Origin of the sequence: Streptomyces yatensis, from assembly GCF_018069625.1 — a bacterium.
Lineage (GTDB): Bacteria > Actinomycetota > Actinomycetes > Streptomycetales > Streptomycetaceae > Streptomyces > Streptomyces yatensis.
In genome coordinates, this window is record NZ_CP072941.1 from 3,927,323 (window position 1) to 3,946,977 (window position 19,655).

Below are 19,655 nucleotides of genomic sequence, written 5' to 3' on the forward strand. Positions count from 1 at the left end.
ACCCCCGCGTGAGCGGGGAGGTTTTCTTCTCGTAACACTGCCACGCCCCATCTCATTCCATGACACGTGGTCCGAGTCGCGAGACGATTTCGTCCCAGTAGCCGGGCAGGGCCTTCCAGGGGGCATCCGCGCAGGTCCGCCCCTCAGGATGCGCCGTACGGTCGGTGAAGTAGATCGTGCCCGCGCCCTGCCAGCGGGCGATCCTCAGCGCTTCCTCGAGGTGACGGCGGGGGACGCCGTGCACCTGGTGGCAGAACCGTTCGGGCGGATAGCCCGCCGTCCACTCGGCCACCTGGGACCAACGGTAGTCCGCCCACGACCCCCGGAAGGTCACCAGCTGATCGGCGAGCTCCATATAGCCCTCATGCGGGTGGATGCCCTGGCCGAGGACCAGATACGCCCCGCCCAGCAGCGCCCGCAGCGTGGCCACCGTGCGGCGGACGTCCGGCAGACCGGGGCGGTCCACCGGGCAGCGGTCCAGACAGAAGCCGTCCACCTGGTACCAGTCCAGGAAGTGGTTCGCGTCACTGATCAGCTCGCCGAAGGGCCGGGTGCCGCACCGCAGATCGAGGTGGCCCAGCACTCGTACGCCCGTGGCGCGCAGCCTCGACGCCGCCGTAAGGCAGTGCGGATCCCGGCTGGTGCCGGGGCCGCGGGAGACGTTGAGGACGGCCCAGTGCAGGGGCGTGCCGGGGCGGGTGAGCTCGGCCCACTCGGTGGGCGCGACCAGGGGGTGGGCGTAGCCGGGCACGCCGAAGCCCAGCCGGTCGGCGGTGGCCGGGGCGTCCTGCGAGGGGCCCGCGGGGATCAGATGCGACATGCCGCCTCCATCCAGATGTCGGCGAGGGACTCCTCCAGCGGGATCCGGGAGCGCCAGCCGAGCCGGTCGCGGGCGGTGCGCACATCGGCCTGCTGCCAGCTGCCGCAGCCGTCCGGGTAGGGAAAGGTGGTCGCGTTGCCGGAGCCTGCCGGGACGCCGCCGTGCTCGCCCGCCGTCTGGGGGTGAGCGGGCGCGTGGCCGTGGGCGGTGGCATGGGCGTGGGCCGTGCCATGGGGGTGGGCGGGCGCCGGGATATGGCCGGCGGCGGCCGGGACGCGCCCAGGCGGGCCGTCGATCTCGTGCAGGGCGCCGCCGAAGCCCGCGACCCTGGCGAGCACGGAGGCCGCCTCGCGGAGCCGTACGGCGCGCCCGCTGCCGATGTTGACGACACCCTGCGCGGCCGACAGCGAGGCCGCGTGGACCGCCCGCGCCACGTCCCGTACGTCCACGAAGTCGCGCTGCACGCCGAGGCCGCTCAGCTTGAGCTCGCTCTCCCCGGACTGCATCGCGCGCCGCATCGCCTCGGCCAGCCGCCCCAGCGGCGAACCGGCCGGAGTGCCGGGCCCCACGGGCGAGAAGACCCGCAGCACCACCGCGTCAAGACCGGAGCCCAGCACCAGCTCGGTCGCGGCGAGCTTGCTCACGCCGTACGGGCCGCCGGGGCGCGGCACGGCGTCCTCGGCGGTCGAGGAGCCGGGCTGCGAGGGCCCGTACTCGGCGGAGCAGCCGATCTGGACCAGGCGGGCGCCGCAGCCGCTGCGGCGCAGCGACTCGCAGACGGTCGCCACGGCGACGGTGTTGTGCCGGGTGAGCTCGCGCGCCCCGCCGCGGGTCGCCCCGGCGCAGTTGATCACGACGCCGGGGTGGACCGCGTTGAGGAAGCGGGTGAGCGCCCCGGGGCTGCCGTTGGACAGGTCGAACCGCACATCGGCGTCATCGCCGCGCCCGAGCGCGGTGAGCTGGACAGCGGGGTCGGCAAGCAGGTGTTCGGCGACATAGCGGCCGAGAAATCCGCCGGATCCGAGCAACAGGACTCTCATCGCTCGCGCCTCCCCGTGCGGGCACGCTGATCGGTCGTGTCGCAGCTCATGTGGTTGCTCCTCGGACTCATTTAAGGGGGAAGGACGGGGGGTGGCGGGTTCGGTGGGCGCCTTACGGGGCGCGGTTCGGGGCGGTGCCGGTGGCAGGGGCGGTACGGGCGGTACGCGCGCCGGGGCCGCCGTGGGCGGAGGCCCGGCACAGGGCGCCGAACGCGTGGATCAGCAGCGCGAGCGCGGCGGCGCCGCAGGCGGCCACGGGGATGGCGGCCGCGCCCTGGGCGGCGGTCAGCCGGGCCACGGGCGCGCCGAGCGGCGCGGCGCCCGGCAGCCGGGCGGCCGCGGCCGTCGCCAGGGCCACGGCCTGGACCGCACAGGCCACGGCGGTGCCGATCAGCGCTGCTCTGCGGAAGCCGTGGACGGCGAGCAGCCGGGCGAGGAACAGCAGCCCGCAGAGGGCCAGGACGGCCGTCTCGGCCATCGAGGGCGGCGTGGCGACGGGAGGTGATCCGGGCACGGCCAGCCGGGCCGCGAGCACCAGGCCCGCCAGAGCGCACAGGAAGGCCGTCACCACACCCGCGAACAGCGGGCGCACCCCCGCCGCGAACTCCTCGAGACCACGGCTGACCGCCAGCCTGCGGCGCGCCCTTACGGCGAACCAGCGGGCACACCACGCGGCGGGCGCGACGGCCAGGGCGAGGAGGACGGCGGTCTGCGTCGCGGGCACCGCTTCGTAGGGGCGGCGGCCGTCGAGGAGCCCGGTGAGCAGCCAGTCCCCGACGGCGGCGTAGCCGAGGAGCCAGCCGGTGCCGAGGGCGTACGCGATACGGCCCCCTCGTCCGCGCCCATGGACGCGCAGGGGCCCGCGGCGCAGGCACAGCCACAGGGCGATGACCGTCAGGGCGGCGCCGCCCGCGCCCACGGCGAGGCCGACGGTGGCGTCCTTACGGATGGCATCGACGCGGAGGGCGGCGGAGGCGGCCGCCGCGCACAGGGCGCCCGGCAGCAGCCACAGCGCCCCGAGCGCGATGCGCGCCGCGAGCGCGCGCCCCGGCGCGGGGGCGGCCGGGGGTGCGGGCTCCTCGGCGCGCGGCACCCGGGCGTACAACTCCTCGGCGAGCGAGAAGACATCGCGGTGCCGGAAGCGCGCGGCGGTGCGGTCGGTCACACCGTGGGCCTCCAGCCCGGCGGCGATCTCCAGCGGATCGACGGCGCGGGCGCACAGGTCGTGGTGGTGGTGCATCAGCGCCCGCACCGGATCGGCGGGCCCCCGCCGCCCCTTCCCCTGTCCCCTTCCGGCGCCGGTGCGCGCGGAGGCCTCGTCCGGCCGCCGGGAGACCGGCACCCGGACCTCGGACAGGGCGCCGAGGCCACGGTCGGAGGAGGCCGGACCGAACGGGCCGTTCCACCGGGGAGGCGTGGTCATGCGCCCTCCTCGGACGGCCGCGGGCCCACGCCCAGCGGCTCACGCGGCGGTGGGCCGGCCCAGGTGGGGGTGTGTTCCGGGGTGGAGCGGGAGGCGAGCGGGCCGGGCAGCCAGTGGCCGAAGCCGTCGCCGTCGCGGCCCGCGGTCCAGCGCCCCGGGACATGGGCCTCGGCGGGGCGGGCGAACGGCAGCGGCCCGCCGCCCTCACCGACCTCCTCGCGCCGCACCGGGCAGTGCGACATCAGCTCCAGATAGATGCCACGGAAGGCCGCGACGTTCTGCTCCACGGTGAAGAGCTCCAGCGCACGGGCGCGCGCGGCGGCGCCCAGGCGCGCACAGCGCTCGGGGTCGCCCAGCATCGCCAGGCACGCGTCCGCGAGCGCCCGGGGATTGCGCGGGGGCACCACGAGCCCGGTGCCGCCGATGACCTCGCACACCGCGCCCACATCCGTGGACACCGTGGCCCGGCCGCAGAACATCGCCTCGACCAGCCCGACCGGGAAGCCCTCGACCACGCTGGACAGCACCACGATGCCGCCGGCCCCATAGGCGTCGGCCAGGGTCGGCACCTCGGGGTCGCCGAGCCGCTCGAAGGAGACCGGGTTGTCACCGGCGGAGTGGGCGTCCGCCGCCTCGTCGGGGAAGAGATGCTCGGCCAGCGCCCGGCAGTGGGCCGGATAGCCGTCCGTAGCCGGATCCTCGCCGCGCCGGGTCTCGATGATCCTCAGCCGGGCGTCCGGCTGCCACCTGCGCACCTCCGCGAAGGCGTGCAGCAGGGCGATGACGTCCTTGGAGGGCTCGATCCGGCCCACCCACACCAGCGTCCGGTCGTCGCCGCCGGACGGGGCCGCGCCCTGCTCGCCGACCTCCGCGAAGCGGGCGGCGTCCATCCCCGGGTAGACGGTGCGCAGCCGCTCCCGCTCGGCGCCGCACCGCTCCTGCCAGCGGCGCGTATGCGTATTGCCCGGGGTGATCAGATCCGCCCGGGCGTACGCCTCGGCGGCCAGCCGGCCGTGGAACCCGGTCAGCAGGGTTCGTACGGGCCCGGGGAGCGGGCTGCCCGCAGCGCCGGCCGCGCCCGCCAGATAGCACTCGCGCAGCCGTACGCCGTACTCGGTGAGCAGCAGCGGTGTGCCGAAGCGGCGCTTGGCCAGCAGCCCGGGGAGCACGGCCGCGCCGCCGGTCGCGGCGTGGCACAGATCCACTCCGGACAGTCCCGGATCGCCTCCGGCGCCGTCGCCGTACCAGTCGAGCGACAGCGGGCGCAGCGCGCGCTCCAGCGCCTCGGTGACGGTCAGCAGATCGGCGACCCGCACCTGGTGCGTGCCGTGGGGCGCCCCGAGGGTGCGGCAGGCCCGCTCCAGCGTCCTCAACGCGTCCTCGGAGCGGAGCGCGGCGGACAGTCCGCCGTACTCCCCGGCGAGGTCCGCGAGGCCGTGGAGACCATTGGCGAAACGGTCCGCCTCGGCAGTGGAGCGGCCGGGCACACCGGATCCATGGGGCGCGCCGGAACCGTAGGGCGCGCTGATCGCCGCGGCCAGCTCCCCGAAGTGCTCGGCGAACCGCCGCCGCTGCCGACGGCCGCCCCGCCCGCCCCGCCGGCGCTCCGGCTCTCCCCACAGCGGCGCGGTGCGCACCGGGCCGACGTGGCGCGGCAGATCGCCCCAGCCTCCGGCCTCCTGGCCGGGGCCGCGGCTGAGCGCGTACACCTCGAACTCATGCTGGGCGAGCCCGCGCACCAGCCGGTCGCACCACACCCGCGCATCACCGGTCGCATACGGATAGCCACCCTCCGTAAGCAGTCCTACGCGCATGAGCGCACCCCCGATCTCCCAAACGGGCCGTCGAACTGCCGCCGTCACCGGCGGCGGCCGCCGTCAGGCAGCGGGAGCACGTTATGCGCGCAGAGCCCCGGTGCGACGGACGGTTGTCCGTCGCACCACCGGAAGGGGTGAACGCACGTGACCTATCGGGGATTCAGGCGTTGCGACGCGCTATATGGGCCGGTGCGGGGCCGTCAGCCCTTGGGGAACGGCCAGGCGTTGGGCCGGCAGGTGGCGCCGTCCGTCGACAGGAACTTGGTCTGCTGCATCATCACCGGCGCCAGCGCGCCCTGCTTGGAGCAGATCTCGTGGTTGTGCCCGAGACGGTGGCCGACCTCGTGGTTGATGAGCATCTGGCGGTACAGGTGCATCTTGTCGTCGCCATAGGTCTTGGCGCCCTGCGCCCACCGATAGGCATTGATCATGACGCGCTCGGTGGACGCCGAGTCGCAGGAGACGTTGTCCTCGGTGGTGTCCAGGCCGGACTTGGCGCACCACGCCGCCGTGGTCCCGGGACTCGCGAGGGTGATGACGAAGTCCGCATGGCCGGACGAGACCCGCTCGAAGGTGCGAACGCCGCCGTGCCCCCAACTGCGGTCGTCGTTGAGCGTCTTGTGCACGGCCTCGGCGAACAGCTCGCCGTCGAGCGGCAGTCCCTTCTCCACATCGACGCGGTAGCGCATCACCTGGCCCCGGCCGGGGGCCTTGTCGTGCCCGCCGACGGCCTGGAAGGAGCCGGAGCCGCGCAGCTTGGCGTCGAGCGGGAAGACGGTCGCCATCTTCGCGTCGTAGGTGACGGGGGCCGCCGGGCCCGCCGAACGGGCCGCCCCGCGGCCGTCGTCGGCGCGGGCGCCGCGGGCGTCGGCGTCGCCGCGCTCCGGGCCGCCCCGGGCCTGCGCCTTACCGCCGCTGTGCGGTCCGCTCGCGACCTGTCCGGCCACCACGACGGCCAGCACGGTGGTCACGGCCGCGGCGGCGACACCGGTGAAGGTGCGCCCCTTACCGCTCTTGGTGACGCCGCGCGCCCCCTTGCCCGCGGGGCCCGTCCCGTCGTCGTCCGGTCCGCTCCCGCCGTCGCCGCCGGAGCCGCCGCCGATCCCGTCGGAGGGGGTGGCCGCCCGCTGCGTACGGCGCTGCGGGGGAACTCCGCCCGGCGCCCCCGCGGCGAAGACGTCATCGCCGTCGCAGTCCAGGGCGTCGGGGGTGTCGAACGCCTCGACGTACTCCTTGCGGGGGCCGGGCATCAGACCGGCCGCGCCGCCCGTGCCGCCCGTGGTCGGGCGCTGCGGCGGGTTCATGGTGCGCATGCCGTAAGGGGGTCGCTGGCCGCCGGGACCGCCGGGGCCCCTGCCCCCGCCCGGGCCGCCGCCGCGGCCACCGACCGCGCCCCAGCCGCCGCCCGCCTCGCGCTGCTCGGGATGACCGCCCCTGGTGCGCGCCGCGGGGCCGCCCACTCCGTAGGGCAGCCTCGGCACGCCCTGCGGCGGGGTCACACCGGGATCCATGGCGCCCGGCCCCGCCGCGGCGCGGCGCCGTCCGCTGCCCGGTCTGTCGTCCTCCTGGGCCTCGCCGGATGCGATGTGCTCGACGAACTCGGGGCCCGAGCCTCGCCCCTGTCCGGAGCCCGCCGCCGCGGACCGGCGTTCCCGGCCCTCCTGGCTGCCACGTGCGCTGTGTTTACCCACGCGCCGCACCGCTCCCGTCCGCACCGGACGCCGGTACGGCCCCCCGCGCCTTCCGGCTGTCCCGGTCATCTCGTTCTTCAACGCCATCGAGCAGCTCGCGCATCCCGCGCGCCACCGCTTCGGGATACTCCATCATCGCCACATGCCCGGCGTCCAACAGCGTCAGCAGACGCGAGTCGCGGAAGGTGGCGTTCGCCCGCTGCGCCATCCTCAGGGACACCAGTTGGTCGCGGCCGCCGTAGACGAGGAGCGTCGGGGCGAGCACCCGCTCGGCCTGACGCCACAGAGAGTGCTGGCCGCCGAGGGTGTACGAGTCGACGACACCGCGTGCCGAGCGGCTCAGCGCGTCCCAGAAATACGGGAGGGCGAGCCGTCGCTCGAACTCCTCGACCGCGTAGGCGAAGTCCTCCCGGCTGACAAGAGACGGGTCACCGAAAGTGAGGAACATCACTTCGCGGGTGCGCCGCTCGGCATCCCAGTCCCTCGTCATGCGGGTGAACAGCCGGGTCACCCCGGGCACCGCGAGCAGACCGGTCGGCACCGCCGTGCGCTGCGGGCGCAGCTCGGGCAGCGCGGGCGAGACGAGAGTGAGGGTGCGCACCAGATCCGGCCGCACCGCGGCGACGCGCGTGGCGATCGCGCCGCCCATCGAATTGCCGACCAGATGGACGGGCCCGCGGTCCTGCGCGTCGAGATAGCGGATCACGGCACGGGCGTGGGCCGTTATGGAGTAGTTGCCGTCGTCCGGCGGCGGGGAGTCGCCGAAGCCGGGGAGGTCGAGCGCCTCGCCCTCCACCCGGTCGGCGAGCAGCTCCATCAGCGCCGACCAGTTCTGCGAGGAGCCGCCGAGGCCGTGCACGAAGAGCGCGGGCGGCAGCCCGGAGGTGGCCGGCGGACGGCAGCGCACGGTCATCGTGAGCCCCGGAAGGGAGGCGGTCCGCAGCTTCTCACCCGCTCCGACCCGCACGGACCTCGCGGGCGGCACCGCCGCGACGATGCGGGCTTCCGGCGGCTCGGTCGAAGACATGCGCCAATGTTACGAGACGATCACGCGCGCGACCGTGTGTTCACGCTCACAGACCGCGTAGCGTCCGAAAGTGACCTCTCCTAGGCTCGTAAGTCACAGGGGCGATCGCCTCGCCCCTGGGTAGTCGCCAGTGGGTAAGCCGTCAGTAGGAGGCCACCACGGGTGGCCGTCAGTGGCAGCCGCCACAGGGCACAGGGAAGGGGAGTACATGTCCATCGACCCAACCGACCCCGACACCTTCGAGGACGCCGTCGAGAACACCGATGAGACCGTCGTGTACGACGTCGAGGCTCCCGAGGCGGACGCCGCCGAACAACATCGGGAGGTGATCGCCCACCGCGACGAACGGCCCAGGACGGACGAGTTCGTGGAAGCCAACGAGGCCGACCGCGCGGAACAGGCCCGGGTGGTCGAGGTGAACGAGGAGGACTACCGATGACCTGCGTCATTTGTGGGCTTTTCATAGAGTCCGGTCCGTGAAATTCTCCGCACGAACCGCGCGCCGCGCTGTTACCGAAAAGTACGATGGCGGACGCGATGGACATCGTGCATAGGGATCATTCATTGGGAGGCGGCGTGACAGCCATCGAGCAGACCGAGGCGCGCCCACGGGGTACGCGCCTTCCGCGCCGAGCCCGACGTAATCAGCTCCTGGGGGCCGCTCAGGAGGTCTTCGTGGCCCAGGGCTACCACGCGGCCGCGATGGATGACATCGCCGAGCGTGCCGGGGTCAGCAAGCCGGTGCTCTACCAGCACTTCCCGGGCAAGCTGGAGCTCTATCTGGCCCTGCTCGACCAGCACTGCGAGTCCCTGCTGCACGCGGTGCGCACCGCGCTCGCCTCGACCACCGAGAACAAGCAGCGCGTCGCGGCGACCATGGAGGCGTACTTCGCCTACGTCGAGGAGGAAGGCGGCGCCTTCCGGCTCGTCTTCGAGTCCGATCTGACCAACGAGCCCGCGGTGCGCGAGCGCGTGGACCGCGTCTCGCTGCAGTGCGCCGAGGCGATCAGCGAGGTCATCGCCGAGGACACCGGGCTGTCCAAGGACGAATCGATGCTGCTGGCCGTGGGCCTCGGCGGGATCTCCCAGGTGGTCGCGCGCTACTGGCTCTCCAGCGAGAGCGAGGTGCCGCGGGAGTCCGCTGTGCAGTTGCTCACCTCGCTGGCCTGGCGCGGTATCGCGGGCTTCCCGCTGCACGGGGCCGAAGGCGGCCACTGAGCGACGGGGGGCGCCATTTCCGGCCACGCGCGGGCACGAACGGGCGCGAGGCCGCGGTGCCGCGAGCGCTCAGGCCCCCTGAGCGCTCGGGGGCGCGAGGGGGCGTGTTCGCGGCGGCGGGCGTGTTCGCTTCTGGCGTGCGCCCGCGGCCCCCGGCGGGTGTCCCGGCACGGCTAGTGTGTGCTGGGTACAGCGCGGATGGCCGCGCTACCCCAATTGACCGTCGGAGGGACAAGGCCGTGGAGGTCAAGATCGGCGTGCAGCACGCGCCCCGCGAGATCACCTTGGAGAGCGGGCAGTCTGCCGAGGAGGTCGAGCGCCTGGTGTCCGAGGCGCTCGGCGGCAAGGCTCAGGTGCTGATCCTGGAGGACAGCCACGGCCGCAAGGTCCTGGTCCCGGCCGACCGGCTCGCCTACATCGAGCTCGGCGAGCCGAGCGCCCGTAAGGTCGGTTTCGGCGCGGCCTGACGTATTCAGCCGACAGCGGCGGGGTTTGGTGGAATGTTCCACCAAACCCCGCCGCTGTTTGTGCGCGCGCTCGCACGCCCCCGGCACGCCGGGCACCACAGACCGCCCCCGTGGGCAGGGTTGCCCCCGGTCGGGCGCGGGTAGGACGGGTCCGACCGGCGCGTGATCACGTGTCGGTTCCGATCCGCTTACGGGAAGGACGCGCCAATGCTGTTCTGGGAAGCGCTCGCCTCGGTACTGATCGGTCTCGTCATCGCGTACGGGGCGCTCCACCGGCTCCCCCGAAGGCTGCCCGCGCGGCGCCTCGTCCTGGCCACCGGCCCCGCCGCCGCGCTGCTGGGCGCCCTGCTGACCCATACGGTGCTGGGCTCCGGGCACACGGCGCCGGTGCTGCTCGTCGCGCTCGGCTTCGCCGCGGCCCTGCTGTCGCTGCTCATCCGCCCCGCCAGGACGCGCCGCGGACGGTCGGTCACGGCGTAGGCCCTGTCAGGTCACGGCGTAGGCACCGTCCGGTCACTGCGTAGGCCCGGCCCGGCAGCGCCCCGGGCCCGCGGCGCCTGACACGGTGCTTCCGGATACCGCCAGGGGCGCCCCCTGGGAGGCGCCCCTGCTCCGGACGCCGCGGGCCCCGCGGCGTCAGCCGTCGCCGAGGTCACAGGCGCGAAGATCCGCCGTAAGGGTCTAGGCGGCGAGCCCCAGGGCGGCCATCCGCTTGGTGTGGGCCTCGGTGATCCGTGAGAACATCCGGCCCACCTCCGCCAGGTCGAAGCCGTCCGCCAACCCGCCGACCAGCATCGTGGAGAGCGCGTCGCGGTCCGCGACCACCCGCTGGGCCTGCGACAGCGCCTCGCCCATCAGCCGCCGCGCCCACAGCGCCAGCCGCCCGCCGACCCGCGGATCGGCCTCGATCGCGGCACGCACCTTCTCGATCGCGAACGAGGCGTGCCCGGTGTCGTCGAGCACCTGGAGCACCAGATCGCGGGTGTCGGAATCCAGCCGGGCCGCGACCTCGCGGTAGAAGTCACTGGCGATCGAGTCGCCCACGTACGCCTTGACCAGACCCTCCAGCCAGTCGGACGGCGCGGTCTGGCGGTGGAACCCGTCCAGGGCGGCCGCGAACGGCTCCATCGCCGCCGTCGGCTCCTCGCCGACCGCCGAGAGCCGGCCCCGGAGCCGCTCGAAGTGGTGGAACTCGGCGGACGCCATCTTCGCCAGCTCCGCCTTGTCCTCGAGGGTGGGCGCCAGCTTGGCGTCCTCCGCCAGCCGCTCGAAGGCGGCCAGCTCGCCGTAGGCGAGGGCGCCGAGCAGATCCACCACGGCGGCCCGGTACTGCGGATCGGCGGCCGCCGTGTCCCAGTTCTGGGCGGCGATCCCGGTGGGCTCCGGGGCCTTCTCCCCGCTGCCCTCCCCCGAAGCTGCGTGGTCCCCGGCGTGGTCCCCGGCGGGCGTCTCAGGCGTGTCAGGCGTCTCCATGGAGCGCACAATAGCCCGCTCCGCGCCACGGGGAAGGCCCTGGTCAGCCATGCCCATGGATGCCCCGCATCGGACTGCCCGGTCACAGATGCGTGCTTCCGGGGTACAGTGATAAATGCGCCCGTCGAGTATCGGCGGGTTGTTCCACGAATGCGGATGCCCGGTCGGTGGCCCGATCGGCTCCAAACCCGACCGCCCTCCGCGCGGCGCGCATCACCTATGCGCACGGCAGGAGGGACCCGCTCGCGGCGTGAGCGCTCGAGCGAAGGCCGTGGTCCCGCGCCGAACCGGCCATCCCCAAGGCCGGTGCACCCGGGCGCCGTGCGACCCCCTTCGCCGCTTCTCGCCGCGTCTCACAGAAGAGGCAAGCATCCTGACCACTTTCCGAGAACTCGGGATCCTCCCCGAGACGGCCGAGGCCCTGGAAGCCGTCGGCATCACGTCCCCGTTCCCCATCCAGGAGATGACGCTTCCGGTTGCCCTCTCCGGCACCGACGTCATCGGCCAGGCGAAGACCGGCACCGGCAAGACGCTGGGCTTCGGCCTGCCCCTGCTGGAGCGCGTTGTCGTCTCCGCGGACGTCGAGGCGGGCCGGGCCAAGCCCGAGCAGCTGACCGACGCCCCGCAGGCGCTCGTGGTCGTCCCCACCCGCGAGCTGTGCCAGCAGGTGACCAACGACCTTCTGACCGCCGGTAAGGTCCGCGCGGTCCGCGTCCTGTCGATCTACGGCGGCCGCGCCTACGAACCGCAGGTCGAGGCCCTGAAGAAGGGCGTCGACGTGGTCGTCGGCACCCCGGGCCGGCTGCTGGACCTGGCGGGCCAGAAGAAGCTGCGGCTCTCCTCCGTCAAGGCGCTCGTCCTGGACGAGGCCGATGAAATGCTCGACCTGGGCTTCCTGCCCGACGTCGAGAAGATCATCCAGCTGCTGCCCGCCAAACGCCAGACGATGCTCTTCTCGGCCACCATGCCGGGCCAGGTCATCTCGCTGGCCCGGCGCTACATGTCGCAGCCCACGCACATCCGGGCCACCGCGCCGGACGACGAGGGCGCGACCGTGGCCAACATCACCCAGCATGTCTTCCGCGCCCACTCCCTGGACAAGCCGGAGGTCGTGGCGCGGGTCCTGCAGGCCGAGGGCCGCGGCCTCGCGATGATCTTCTGCCGTACGAAGCGGACCGCCGCCGACATCGCCGATCAGCTCGCGCGCCGAGGCTTCGCCTCCGGCGCGGTCCACGGCGACCTCGGCCAGGGAGCGCGCGAGCAGGCTCTGCGCGCCTTCCGCAACGGCAAGGTCGACGTGCTGGTGTGCACCGACGTCGCCGCGCGCGGCATCGACGTCGAGGGCGTCACGCATGTGATCAATTACCAGTCGCCCGAGGACGAGAAGACCTATCTGCACCGCATCGGCCGTACGGGCCGCGCGGGCGCCTCGGGTATCGCGATCACGCTCGTCGACTGGGACGACATCCCGCGCTGGCAGCTGATCAACAAGGCGCTGGACCTGGCGTTCCACGAGCCGGAGGAGACCTACTCCACCTCCGAGCACCTCTTCGAGCTGCTGAACATCCCCGAGGGCACCACCGGTGTGCTCCCGCGGGGTGAGCGCACCCGTGCGGGGCTCGCCGCCGAGGAGATCGAGGACCTGGGCGAGACCGGAGGCCGGGGTGGCCGCGGCCGCCGGGCCGCCGCCCCGGCCACCGAGGAGCGCCCCCCGCGCAACCGCCGGGTGCGCCGCCGCACCCGTGGCGGTCTGTCCACGGACGGCACGGGCGCCCCTGAGGGCGCGGCGGCGGCCGAGTCCGCCGCCGACACCGCCGAGGGTGCCACCGAGCCCCGTCGGCCCCGCCGACGCCGCCGTACGCGCGGCGGTGCGGCGACGGCCCACCCCGAGGCGGCCACGGCCGCCGTCGACACCGCGGAGGCGGCCCAGCCGGAGGCGGAGCCCACCGAGGCCGCCGAGGCCGCCGCGAAGCCGCGCCGCCGCCGCACCCGGGGCGCCGCCAGGACCGCCGAGGCGGCCACGGCGGCCGTCGAGACGGCCGAGGGCACCGAGGGCGCCACACAGGAGTCCGCGGGCGCCGTCGCCGTCGAGCCGGCACCGACCGCGGTGACGACGGTGGAGGCCACGGAGGCTGCCGTAGAGGCACCCACCAAGCCGCGCCGCCGCACCCGCGCCAAGGCCACCGAGGCGGCCCAGGCCGCCGTGGAAACGGCCGAGGGCACGACGGACGCGGTGAAGGCCGTCGAGACCGTCGAGGCACTGCCGGAGGCCGTGGAGGCCCCCGCCAAGCCGCGGCGCCGTACGCGCGCCAAGGCCGCGGAGGCCGCGCAGACGGCAGTGGAGACGGCCGAGGGCACCGCCGAGGCGGCCACGCCCCGGCGCCGCACCCGCGCCGCCACCAAGGCCGACACCGCCGACGCACAGCCGGAGACGGAGGCCACCGAGGCCCCCGCCAAGCCGCGGCGCACCCGCGCCAAGGCCACGAAGGCCGCGGAGGCCGCTGTCGACACGGCCGAAGGCACCGCCGAGGCCACCGACGCCGCCGAAGCCGCCAAGCCGCGGCGCCGTACGCGCGCCAAGGCCGCGGAGGCCGCGCAGACGGCAGTGGAGACGGCCGAGGGCACCGCCGAGGCGGCCACGCCCCGGCGCCGCACCCGCGCCACCGCCAAGGCCGACACCGCCGACGCACAGCCGGAGACGGAGGCCACCGAGGCCCCCGCCAAGCCGCGCCGGACCCGCGCCAAGGCCACGAAGGCCGACACGGCGGCACCGGCGGCGGACGAGGCCGAGGCCGCGCCCGCCAAGCCCCGGCGCCGGACCCGCGCCAAGGCTGCCGAGGCCGTCGAGGCCGCGGCCGAGGGCTGATGCCCGACCGCGCCACAGCGCATGGCCAGGGGCCCGTTCCGCGACACCGCGGGGCGGGCCCCTGGGCGTTCACGTACCGTTTCCCGCGACCTGTATAGCCTCATCCCATGAGCAGGCCGCCCTTTCTCACACTGCCCGCGGGCGCCCGTGCGTACCGCCTCCGGACCGCGCGCGGGGAGTTCGCCGTCCATGACGCGCGGCCCGCCTCGGCCGCGCGCGGGACCGTCCTGCTGGTCCCGGGGTTCACCGGGAGCAAGGAGGACTTCATCGCGCTGCTGGAGCCGCTCTCCTCGGCCGGCTTCCGGGTCGTCGCCATCGACGGGCGGGGGCAGCACGAGAGTCCTGGCCCCCGTAAGGAGGCCGCGTACGCCCAGGACGAGCTGGCCCAGGACCTGCTCGCGCAGGCCACCGCCCTGAGCGCGGCGACCGAGGACCCGGTCCATCTGCTCGGGCATTCGCTCGGCGGGCTGATCGCGCGGGCGGCCGTACTGCGCGACCCTGGGGCGTTCGCCTCACTGACGATCATGAGTTCCGGCCCGGCGGCCATCTCCGCCCCGCAGTGTGCCCGGATCAAGCTGCTGATCGACGCGCTGACCGTGATGGACATGGAGTCCGTATGGCAGGCGATGCGCGAGCTGGATCCGCCCGAGGCGGCCGACGCGGCGACACCGCCCGGGGTGGCGGAGTTCCTGCATCAGCGCTGGCTCGGGACCGTACCGGAGCAGCTGATCGTCACGGGGCGGCAGCTGTCCGATGAGCCGGACCGGGTCGATGAGCTGGCGGCGCTGCGGCTGCGTACCCATGTGATCTCCGGCGAGTCGGACTACGCCTGGCCGGTGCCGCTGATCGACGAGATGGCCAAGCGGCTGGCCGCCCGCCGGACCGTGATCGAGGGCGCCGGACACTCCCCCAATACCGAGCGGGCCCATCCCACCGCCGACGCGCTGGTCTCCTTCTGGCGCGACGCGGGCTGAGCGACGAAGCCCGAGGGACACGGGCTGAGCGACACGGCCGAGCGACGCGGCCCGAGCGACACGGGCTGAGCGACGCGGCCCGGGCGACACGGGCTGCGCCGAAGGCGGCGCGGAAGCCGCCAACGGCGGCTCGGAAGCGCCCGGAAAGGCCTAAGGCTCAGTACTGCGCCTGCAGATGCTCCCAGAAGCCATCCCGCAGGGCGCGCCGCAGATCGGCGTGGGCACGCAGCGAGAGCCGCAGCAGCCCCTCCGCGTCGATCAGCAGCTCCTGGTCCACGGAGCCGGGCAGATACGGATGGCCCGGCAGCAGCTCCGCGAGCGTCTCGCGGCCGCGTGCGGACAGCCACTGGGCGGCGATCTGCGCCCCCACGAAGCGCACCTCGTCCCGGGTCGGGGCGGGCCCGCACAGCGGCGAGTCGCCGTTCAGCTCGTAGCCGGTGGCCCGCCGGGTGACGTACGGCTTGCAGAAGTCGAGGTCGAAGGTGCGCTGGCTGTCGACCTCCCACAGCAGCGGCTCGGCCTGGTTGCGCCCGTCCAGGGCCTCGATGCCCCACAGATGCACGCGTGCCCCGTAGCCCTGGGCCGCCTCGACGGCGGAGACCAGGTCCTCGTCGCCGCCGATCAGCACGGCGTCGCCGATGGCGCGGTGGCGGGCGAGAGATTCCAGGTCGGAGCGGATGAGCGAGTCGACGCCCTTCTGCTGGTTGTTGGCGTTGAGGTTGCCGAGCCGGACCTTGACGTCGGGCAGCTCCGCGATGCTCTGCTGCTCCGGGGTGTGGATCCGGCGCCGGGCGCCGTCGAACCAGTAGACGCGCAGCAGCCTGCTGTCCGGGAAGATCGTGCGCGCCTTGTCGATGAACGCCTCGATGAGCCCCTCGGCGTCCAGCTCGAACGCGCGGCGGTCCTCCGTGCCCGCGACGAGCCGGCCGGCGGCCGCGTAGACATACCCCGCGTCCACGAAGATCGCGTGCGTCGAGGGCGTGGTCGCGACCTCGGCGAGCACGCGCTGCAGCAGCTCGTTGGTGCGCTCGATGCCCGTGACGATCGAGGCGAGGTCTGGTTGGCCCGGAGGCATCGCTTCACTCATACGCGGTTCATTCTCCGGGCGGCCGCGTGAGGGGCACAACCGGACCCCGCCCTGGTCACCAGCAGATACTTAGGCTGCGAAAAAATTTTATTAGCGTAGGGAATGTTTTTGGGGGACCCTCTCGTTGAACACGTACAGGAGGGCGCGGCAGCGACGCTGCGCGGCTCCGTACACATCAGTTCTCCTTCAGGAGGATCAGACGAAGGGAGAAGCCACTTGCGCTTCGAGATCATGCGCCTTGACGATGTCGATGGCAGTGCCATCGAGAGCACCGTCGTAGACGCCGCCTCCGTCAACCGGATCGTGCAGCAGGCCGCCGCTATCGGTCAGCGCATCTACATCCGCCCAGCCGAGACCGCAGCCCGGTAGTGCCGTAAGGCCCTCCGCCAGCAGCACAGAGCGTTCAGCGCCCCCGTACCGCGACGGTACGGGGGCGCTTGTGTGATGTCAGGCGGTATGGGCCACCTGGAGGACCCCGTTGATGATCTGCTGGACCGCGATGGCGGAGAGCATCATCCCGGACAGCCGGGTGACCAGCACCACTCCCCCTTCCTTGATCACGCGAATGATCAGCAGCGAGTAGCGCATGGTGAGCCACAGCACGACGTGCATGGCCACGATCGCGGACCACACCGCCACCTGATCGGCGAGCCCGGGCGCGTGCTGGACGGCGAGGATCACCGAGACGATCGCGCCCGGCCCGGCCAGCAGCGGCATACCGAGCGGGACGAGCGCCACATTGACGTCCTTGGTCTGGCTCGGCTCGTCACTCTTACCGGTCAGCAGACTGAGCGCGATCAGCAGGAGCAGCAGCCCGCCCGCGATCATCAGCGCGGGGACGGAGACATGCAGATAGTCGAGGATCTGCTGACCGCCGATGCCGAAGACGGCGATGACACCGAAGGCGACGGCCGCGGCCTGGCCCGCCATCCTGCGCTGCACCTTGGCCGGACGGCCCGAGGTCAGCGCGAGAAAGATGGGTGTGATGCCCGGCGGGTCCATGATCACGAACAGGGTGAGGAAGAGGGAGCCGAAGACGGCGACGTCGAACACGGTGAATGGCCTTGCGGGGACGGGCAGCGGTGCGCCGCTGATGCGGTACGGGAAATGGGGGGAAGCGGAAGAAGGTGAGGTGGGAGCAGGAGGGGCGCGCTCAGCCGCCCGCGCCCGGCACCGGGAAGGCCCCGGTCGCGCGGCGCACGATCTCCCCGTAGACCTCGGGGTCGGTCGTGTACTCGCCGAGCCGACAGGTCTTACGGCTGCCGTGGTAGTCGCTGGAGCCGGTGGTGAGCAGGCCGAGCTCGGCGGCGAGGCCGCGCAGCCGCGCGCGGGTGTCCTCGTCGTGGTCCATGTGGTCGACCTCGATACCGTCGAGGCCAGCCGCCGCCAGCTCGCCGATCGCGCTCTCGGGAACGCACTGGCCTCGCTTGACGGCCCGCGGATGCGCGAAGACCGCGACCCCGCCGGCGCCCTTGATCAGCCGGATCGCCTCGAAGGGGTCCGACTCGTGCTTCTCCACATGCGCCCGGCCGCCGTCGGCCAGCCAGTCCTGGGTGAAGGCGTCCGAGACGCTCTCCACGACGCCCAGCTCGACCAGCGCGGTGGCGATGTGCGGCCGTCCGACGGCCCCGTCCCCGGCGATCTCCGCCACCCGCTCCCAGGTAATCGGCACGTCCAGGTCGCGCAGCTTCGCGACCATCGCCTGGGCCCGGGGCACCCGGTCGTCGCGCACCAGCTCGCGCTCGGCGGCCAGCTCGGGCTCGTCCGGGTCGAAGAGGTACGCCAGCATGTGCAGGCTCACCCCGTTGAGGCGGCAGGACAGCTCGGCGCCGGTGACCAGGGTCAGCCCGGAGGGCAGCGCCCGCGTCGCCTCCGCATGGCCGCCGACGGTGTCGTGGTCGGTGAGGGCGACGACGTCCAGCCCCGCGGCGGCGGCATTGCGCACCAGCTCGGCGGGGGTGTCCGTACCGTCCGAGGCAGTGGAGTGGGTGTGCAGATCGATGCGCACGGCACGGGCTCCAAGCTGCGTTCGGGACGGACCGGTGGGACGCCTCAGCATAACCACGCCCGGAGATGCCCGGGTCAGCCCCCCTTGACCTGCGCTGGAGCCGCCACCAGCGGCGAGGCTCCGGCGGTGACGGCGCGGCTCCCGCCGCGCGGCTCCGACGGCGCGGCTCCGACGGCGCGGCTCCCGGCGTGCGGCTCCGACGGCGCGGCTCCCGCCGTGCGGCTCCGACGGCGCGGCTCCCGGCGTGCGGCTCCGACGGCGGGGCGGATCAGGGGGGAACGGATCAGGTGAGGCGGATCAGGGCGAGAGCAGCCTCGGCGAGAGCGCCCCGCACGGCACCAGATCGACCTCGGCCCCCGCGTCCCGCAGATCGGTGAGCACCATCTCGTCGTACATCAGCAGCCCGGTCTGCTCGGGCCAGACGACCGCCCACAGCCACAGCCCGCACGCCTCGCCCGCGAAGACGGCGCGGTCGTCCGGGGTGCCCTCGACATGCCACAGCGGGGTGGGCCGCCCGGCGGCCAGCACCTTGACGTGCGGCGGCTTGTCGACCCGCATCCCCGGCCCCGGATCGGGCCCCGGGATGCCCGCGAAACGCGCGCCGAGCCCGACGCCCAGCTCCTCGGCGATCAGCAGCAGCTCCCCCGGGCCGCCCAGCGGTCCCGGGCCGGAGCAGGCCACGGCGGTGGCGCGGCCGCCGCTACGGTCGTCCCCGGCGCAGGCCACACCGGTGAACAGCCAGCCCACGGGCAGCGGCCACGGCATCCATACGGGCACCCGGGCGCGATTGGTGACCACCACGAGCGCTTCGACGCTCGGCGGAACGACCGGCTGGAGAGGGTGCACCGTGCCGTGCACTCCGCACTGCCAGGAGTCGGCGAAGAGACCGGGTGCTCGCACCCGGCCACCGCATTTCGGGCAACTGGGTTCGCCCCTCATAGGCCCCCACGGTCCTCCCCGGTCGTCGTCGCGTCAAGGACGATCACCCGTCCGGAGGTCACTTCCCTCAGGAGTTCCCGTCCGGTCCGGCGGGAGTCCCCGTCCGGCGCCCGGCCCGGGAGGGATGGGCCGTCGCCGCCGACGTTCTCAGGACTCCGGCGGCCCAGCGGCGGCCCGGCGAGGGACGTCCTTACGGGCCTCAGCCCGTCAGCGGCACCCCGGATCGCACCGGGTCGCGCAGATCCGTACCGTGCCGCAGCCAGCGGTCCTGGAGGGCGCCGGCGCCGTGCACCCGCTTCCACGCCGCCTCGTTCGCGGTCATCGGCAGCATCGGCAGGAAGCGCACCGGCTCCATCGGCTCCAGCAACTCCAAGTCCTCGACCAGGCCGCCCGGTTCGGCGACCAGGACGGAGCTGAAGGACGCCCCGGGCCACAGCGGCCCGCCGAGCTCCAGCGACGCGCCAGGGGCCACCACGACCCCCTCGACCTGGGGGGAGGCGGCCAGCACGGCGAGCGGGCGGAGCACCTCGTCGAGAACGGCCAGGTCGGGGCCGCGGCCGCCGGCCCGTACGGTCAGCACCAGCTCGGCGCGCGGCCCGCGCAGCGGGTCGGCGACGGCGGCGGTCGGGCTGGTCATCGGATGGTCCGACATACCGAGAGTGGCGTAACGGATCACATCGCTCTCGTCCCGGAATCGCAGCACGTCAATGCGGTCCGTACCGACGAAAGTGATGGCGGCGCGGGCGTCCGGCTCGCCCAGCGCGGTGATCAACCGGGCCTCGACCAGCTGAAGAACGTCTGACAT

Annotated in this window: 19 protein-coding genes; 7 read left to right on the forward strand and 12 right to left on the reverse strand. The window is 73.7% G+C overall.

What is annotated here, in order from left to right:
- Positions 1-52: 52 nt before the first annotated feature.
- From J8403_RS15920 to J8403_RS15945, 6 genes are all read right to left on the reverse strand, one after another.
- Entirely contained in the window at positions 53-820 is a 768-nt protein-coding gene (locus tag J8403_RS15920; protein WP_211123760.1) for a spherulation-specific family 4 protein, read from the reverse strand.
- Positions 808-1,860 (reverse strand): SDR family oxidoreductase, encoded by a 1,053-nt coding sequence (locus J8403_RS15925; RefSeq protein WP_211123761.1) that lies wholly within the window; start codon positions 1,858-1,860, stop codon positions 808-810. Before J8403_RS15925 ends, J8403_RS15920 begins: the two co-directional genes overlap by 13 nt.
- Before the next feature lie 112 nt (positions 1,861-1,972).
- Entirely contained in the window at positions 1,973-3,283 is a 1,311-nt protein-coding gene (locus J8403_RS44355) for a hypothetical protein (RefSeq protein ID WP_211123762.1), read from the reverse strand.
- Entirely contained in the window at positions 3,280-5,097 is a 1,818-nt protein-coding gene (locus J8403_RS15935) for a DUF3492 domain-containing protein (RefSeq protein ID WP_211123763.1), read from the reverse strand. The genes J8403_RS44355 and J8403_RS15935 overlap by 4 nt, the downstream gene beginning before the upstream one ends.
- A gap of 203 nt (positions 5,098-5,300) precedes the next feature.
- The gene (locus J8403_RS15940; protein WP_211123764.1) at positions 5,301-6,800 is read right to left on the reverse strand and encodes a DUF3152 domain-containing protein; all 1,500 of its coding nucleotides are present in this window, start codon (positions 6,798-6,800) and stop codon (positions 5,301-5,303) included.
- A complete protein-coding gene (locus J8403_RS15945; RefSeq protein ID WP_211123765.1) occupies positions 6,784-7,818 on the reverse strand; it encodes an alpha/beta fold hydrolase in 1,035 nt (344 codons plus the stop codon). The genes J8403_RS15940 and J8403_RS15945 overlap by 17 nt, the downstream gene beginning before the upstream one ends.
- A gap of 208 nt (positions 7,819-8,026) precedes the next feature.
- Here J8403_RS15945 and J8403_RS15950 point away from each other — a divergent pair, with 208 nt between their 5' ends.
- The 4 genes from J8403_RS15950 (at position 8,027) to J8403_RS15965 (ending at position 9,983) form a co-directional block, all read left to right on the forward strand.
- Complete coding sequence (locus J8403_RS15950) at positions 8,027-8,257, forward strand: hypothetical protein (protein ID WP_211123766.1); 231 nt, start codon at positions 8,027-8,029, stop codon at positions 8,255-8,257.
- A 137-nt stretch (positions 8,258-8,394) separates the two neighbouring features.
- Positions 8,395-9,036: a TetR/AcrR family transcriptional regulator gene (locus J8403_RS15955; RefSeq protein WP_211123767.1), complete on the forward strand. Its 642-nt coding sequence runs from the start codon at positions 8,395-8,397 to the stop codon at positions 9,034-9,036.
- Positions 9,037-9,275: 239 nt separating this feature from the next.
- Positions 9,276-9,503 carry a DUF3107 domain-containing protein gene (locus tag J8403_RS15960; protein ID WP_211123768.1) on the forward strand — a complete coding sequence of 76 codons (228 nt, stop codon included), beginning with the start codon at positions 9,276-9,278 and terminating at the stop codon, positions 9,501-9,503.
- A gap of 207 nt (positions 9,504-9,710) precedes the next feature.
- The gene (locus J8403_RS15965) at positions 9,711-9,983 is read left to right on the forward strand and encodes a hypothetical protein (RefSeq protein ID WP_211123769.1); all 273 of its coding nucleotides are present in this window, start codon (positions 9,711-9,713) and stop codon (positions 9,981-9,983) included.
- 201 nt (positions 9,984-10,184) lie between these two features.
- Here the strand turns inward: J8403_RS15965 and J8403_RS15970 are convergent, their stop codons facing one another.
- Positions 10,185-10,985 (reverse strand): ferritin-like fold-containing protein, encoded by an 801-nt coding sequence (locus tag J8403_RS15970; RefSeq protein WP_425519896.1) that lies wholly within the window; start codon positions 10,983-10,985, stop codon positions 10,185-10,187.
- Positions 10,986-11,439: 454 nt separating this feature from the next.
- On the opposite strand from J8403_RS15970, the gene J8403_RS15975 reads away from it, so the two are divergent.
- Together J8403_RS15975 and J8403_RS15980 are read left to right on the forward strand one after the other, a co-directional pair.
- A complete protein-coding gene (locus tag J8403_RS15975) occupies positions 11,440-13,842 on the forward strand; it encodes a DEAD/DEAH box helicase (RefSeq protein ID WP_246585857.1) in 2,403 nt (800 codons plus the stop codon).
- A 107-nt stretch (positions 13,843-13,949) separates the two neighbouring features.
- Positions 13,950-14,816 carry an alpha/beta fold hydrolase gene (locus tag J8403_RS15980; protein ID WP_211123771.1) on the forward strand — a complete coding sequence of 289 codons (867 nt, stop codon included), beginning with the start codon at positions 13,950-13,952 and terminating at the stop codon, positions 14,814-14,816.
- A 157-nt stretch (positions 14,817-14,973) separates the two neighbouring features.
- Here the strand turns inward: J8403_RS15980 and J8403_RS15985 are convergent, their stop codons facing one another.
- Positions 14,974-15,903 (reverse strand): NYN domain-containing protein, encoded by a 930-nt coding sequence (locus J8403_RS15985; protein ID WP_211123772.1) that lies wholly within the window; start codon positions 15,901-15,903, stop codon positions 14,974-14,976.
- A gap of 216 nt (positions 15,904-16,119) precedes the next feature.
- Between J8403_RS15985 and J8403_RS15990 the strand changes: the two genes are divergently transcribed.
- Positions 16,120-16,272 carry a hypothetical protein gene (locus tag J8403_RS15990; protein WP_086708585.1) on the forward strand — a complete coding sequence of 51 codons (153 nt, stop codon included), beginning with the start codon at positions 16,120-16,122 and terminating at the stop codon, positions 16,270-16,272.
- 78 nt (positions 16,273-16,350) lie between these two features.
- On the opposite strand, the gene J8403_RS15995 is transcribed toward J8403_RS15990, so the two are convergent.
- From J8403_RS15995 to J8403_RS16010, 4 genes are all read right to left on the reverse strand, one after another.
- The gene (locus J8403_RS15995; protein ID WP_014054731.1) at positions 16,351-16,956 is read right to left on the reverse strand and encodes a MarC family protein; all 606 of its coding nucleotides are present in this window, start codon (positions 16,954-16,956) and stop codon (positions 16,351-16,353) included.
- A 100-nt stretch (positions 16,957-17,056) separates the two neighbouring features.
- The gene (locus J8403_RS16000) at positions 17,057-17,911 is read right to left on the reverse strand and encodes a PHP domain-containing protein (RefSeq protein ID WP_211123773.1); all 855 of its coding nucleotides are present in this window, start codon (positions 17,909-17,911) and stop codon (positions 17,057-17,059) included.
- A 297-nt stretch (positions 17,912-18,208) separates the two neighbouring features.
- The gene (locus tag J8403_RS16005) at positions 18,209-18,850 is read right to left on the reverse strand and encodes a DUF6758 family protein (RefSeq protein WP_211123774.1); all 642 of its coding nucleotides are present in this window, start codon (positions 18,848-18,850) and stop codon (positions 18,209-18,211) included.
- Between the two features lie 199 nt (positions 18,851-19,049).
- The gene (locus tag J8403_RS16010) at positions 19,050-19,655 is read right to left on the reverse strand and encodes a suppressor of fused domain protein (protein ID WP_211123775.1); all 606 of its coding nucleotides are present in this window, start codon (positions 19,653-19,655) and stop codon (positions 19,050-19,052) included.

What these genes read in the sequence shown, in the direction of transcription:
- J8403_RS15950 (WP_211123766.1), top strand. Translation starts at nt 8,027, where the DNA reads ATGTCCATCGACCCAACCGACCCCGACACCTTCGAGGACGCCGTCGAG.
- J8403_RS15925 (WP_211123761.1), bottom strand. Translation starts at nt 1,860, where the DNA reads ATGAGAGTCCTGTTGCTCGGATCCGGCGGATTTCTCGGCCGCTATGTC.
- J8403_RS15975 (WP_246585857.1), top strand. Translation starts at nt 11,440, where the DNA reads ATGACGCTTCCGGTTGCCCTCTCCGGCACCGACGTCATCGGCCAGGCG.
- J8403_RS15980 (WP_211123771.1), top strand. Translation starts at nt 13,950, where the DNA reads ATGAGCAGGCCGCCCTTTCTCACACTGCCCGCGGGCGCCCGTGCGTAC.
- J8403_RS15985 (WP_211123772.1), bottom strand. Translation starts at nt 15,903, where the DNA reads ATGAGTGAAGCGATGCCTCCGGGCCAACCAGACCTCGCCTCGATCGTC.
- J8403_RS15935 (WP_211123763.1), bottom strand. Translation starts at nt 5,097, where the DNA reads ATGCGCGTAGGACTGCTTACGGAGGGTGGCTATCCGTATGCGACCGGT.
- J8403_RS15965 (WP_211123769.1), top strand. Translation starts at nt 9,711, where the DNA reads ATGCTGTTCTGGGAAGCGCTCGCCTCGGTACTGATCGGTCTCGTCATC.
- J8403_RS16005 (WP_211123774.1), bottom strand. Translation starts at nt 18,850, where the DNA reads ATGAGGGGCGAACCCAGTTGCCCGAAATGCGGTGGCCGGGTGCGAGCA.
- J8403_RS15945 (WP_211123765.1), bottom strand. Translation starts at nt 7,818, where the DNA reads ATGTCTTCGACCGAGCCGCCGGAAGCCCGCATCGTCGCGGCGGTGCCG.
- J8403_RS15920 (WP_211123760.1), bottom strand. Translation starts at nt 820, where the DNA reads ATGTCGCATCTGATCCCCGCGGGCCCCTCGCAGGACGCCCCGGCCACC.
- J8403_RS44355 (WP_211123762.1), bottom strand. Translation starts at nt 3,283, where the DNA reads ATGACCACGCCTCCCCGGTGGAACGGCCCGTTCGGTCCGGCCTCCTCC.
- J8403_RS16010 (WP_211123775.1), bottom strand. Translation starts at nt 19,655, where the DNA reads ATGTCAGACGTTCTTCAGCTGGTCGAGGCCCGGTTGATCACCGCGCTG.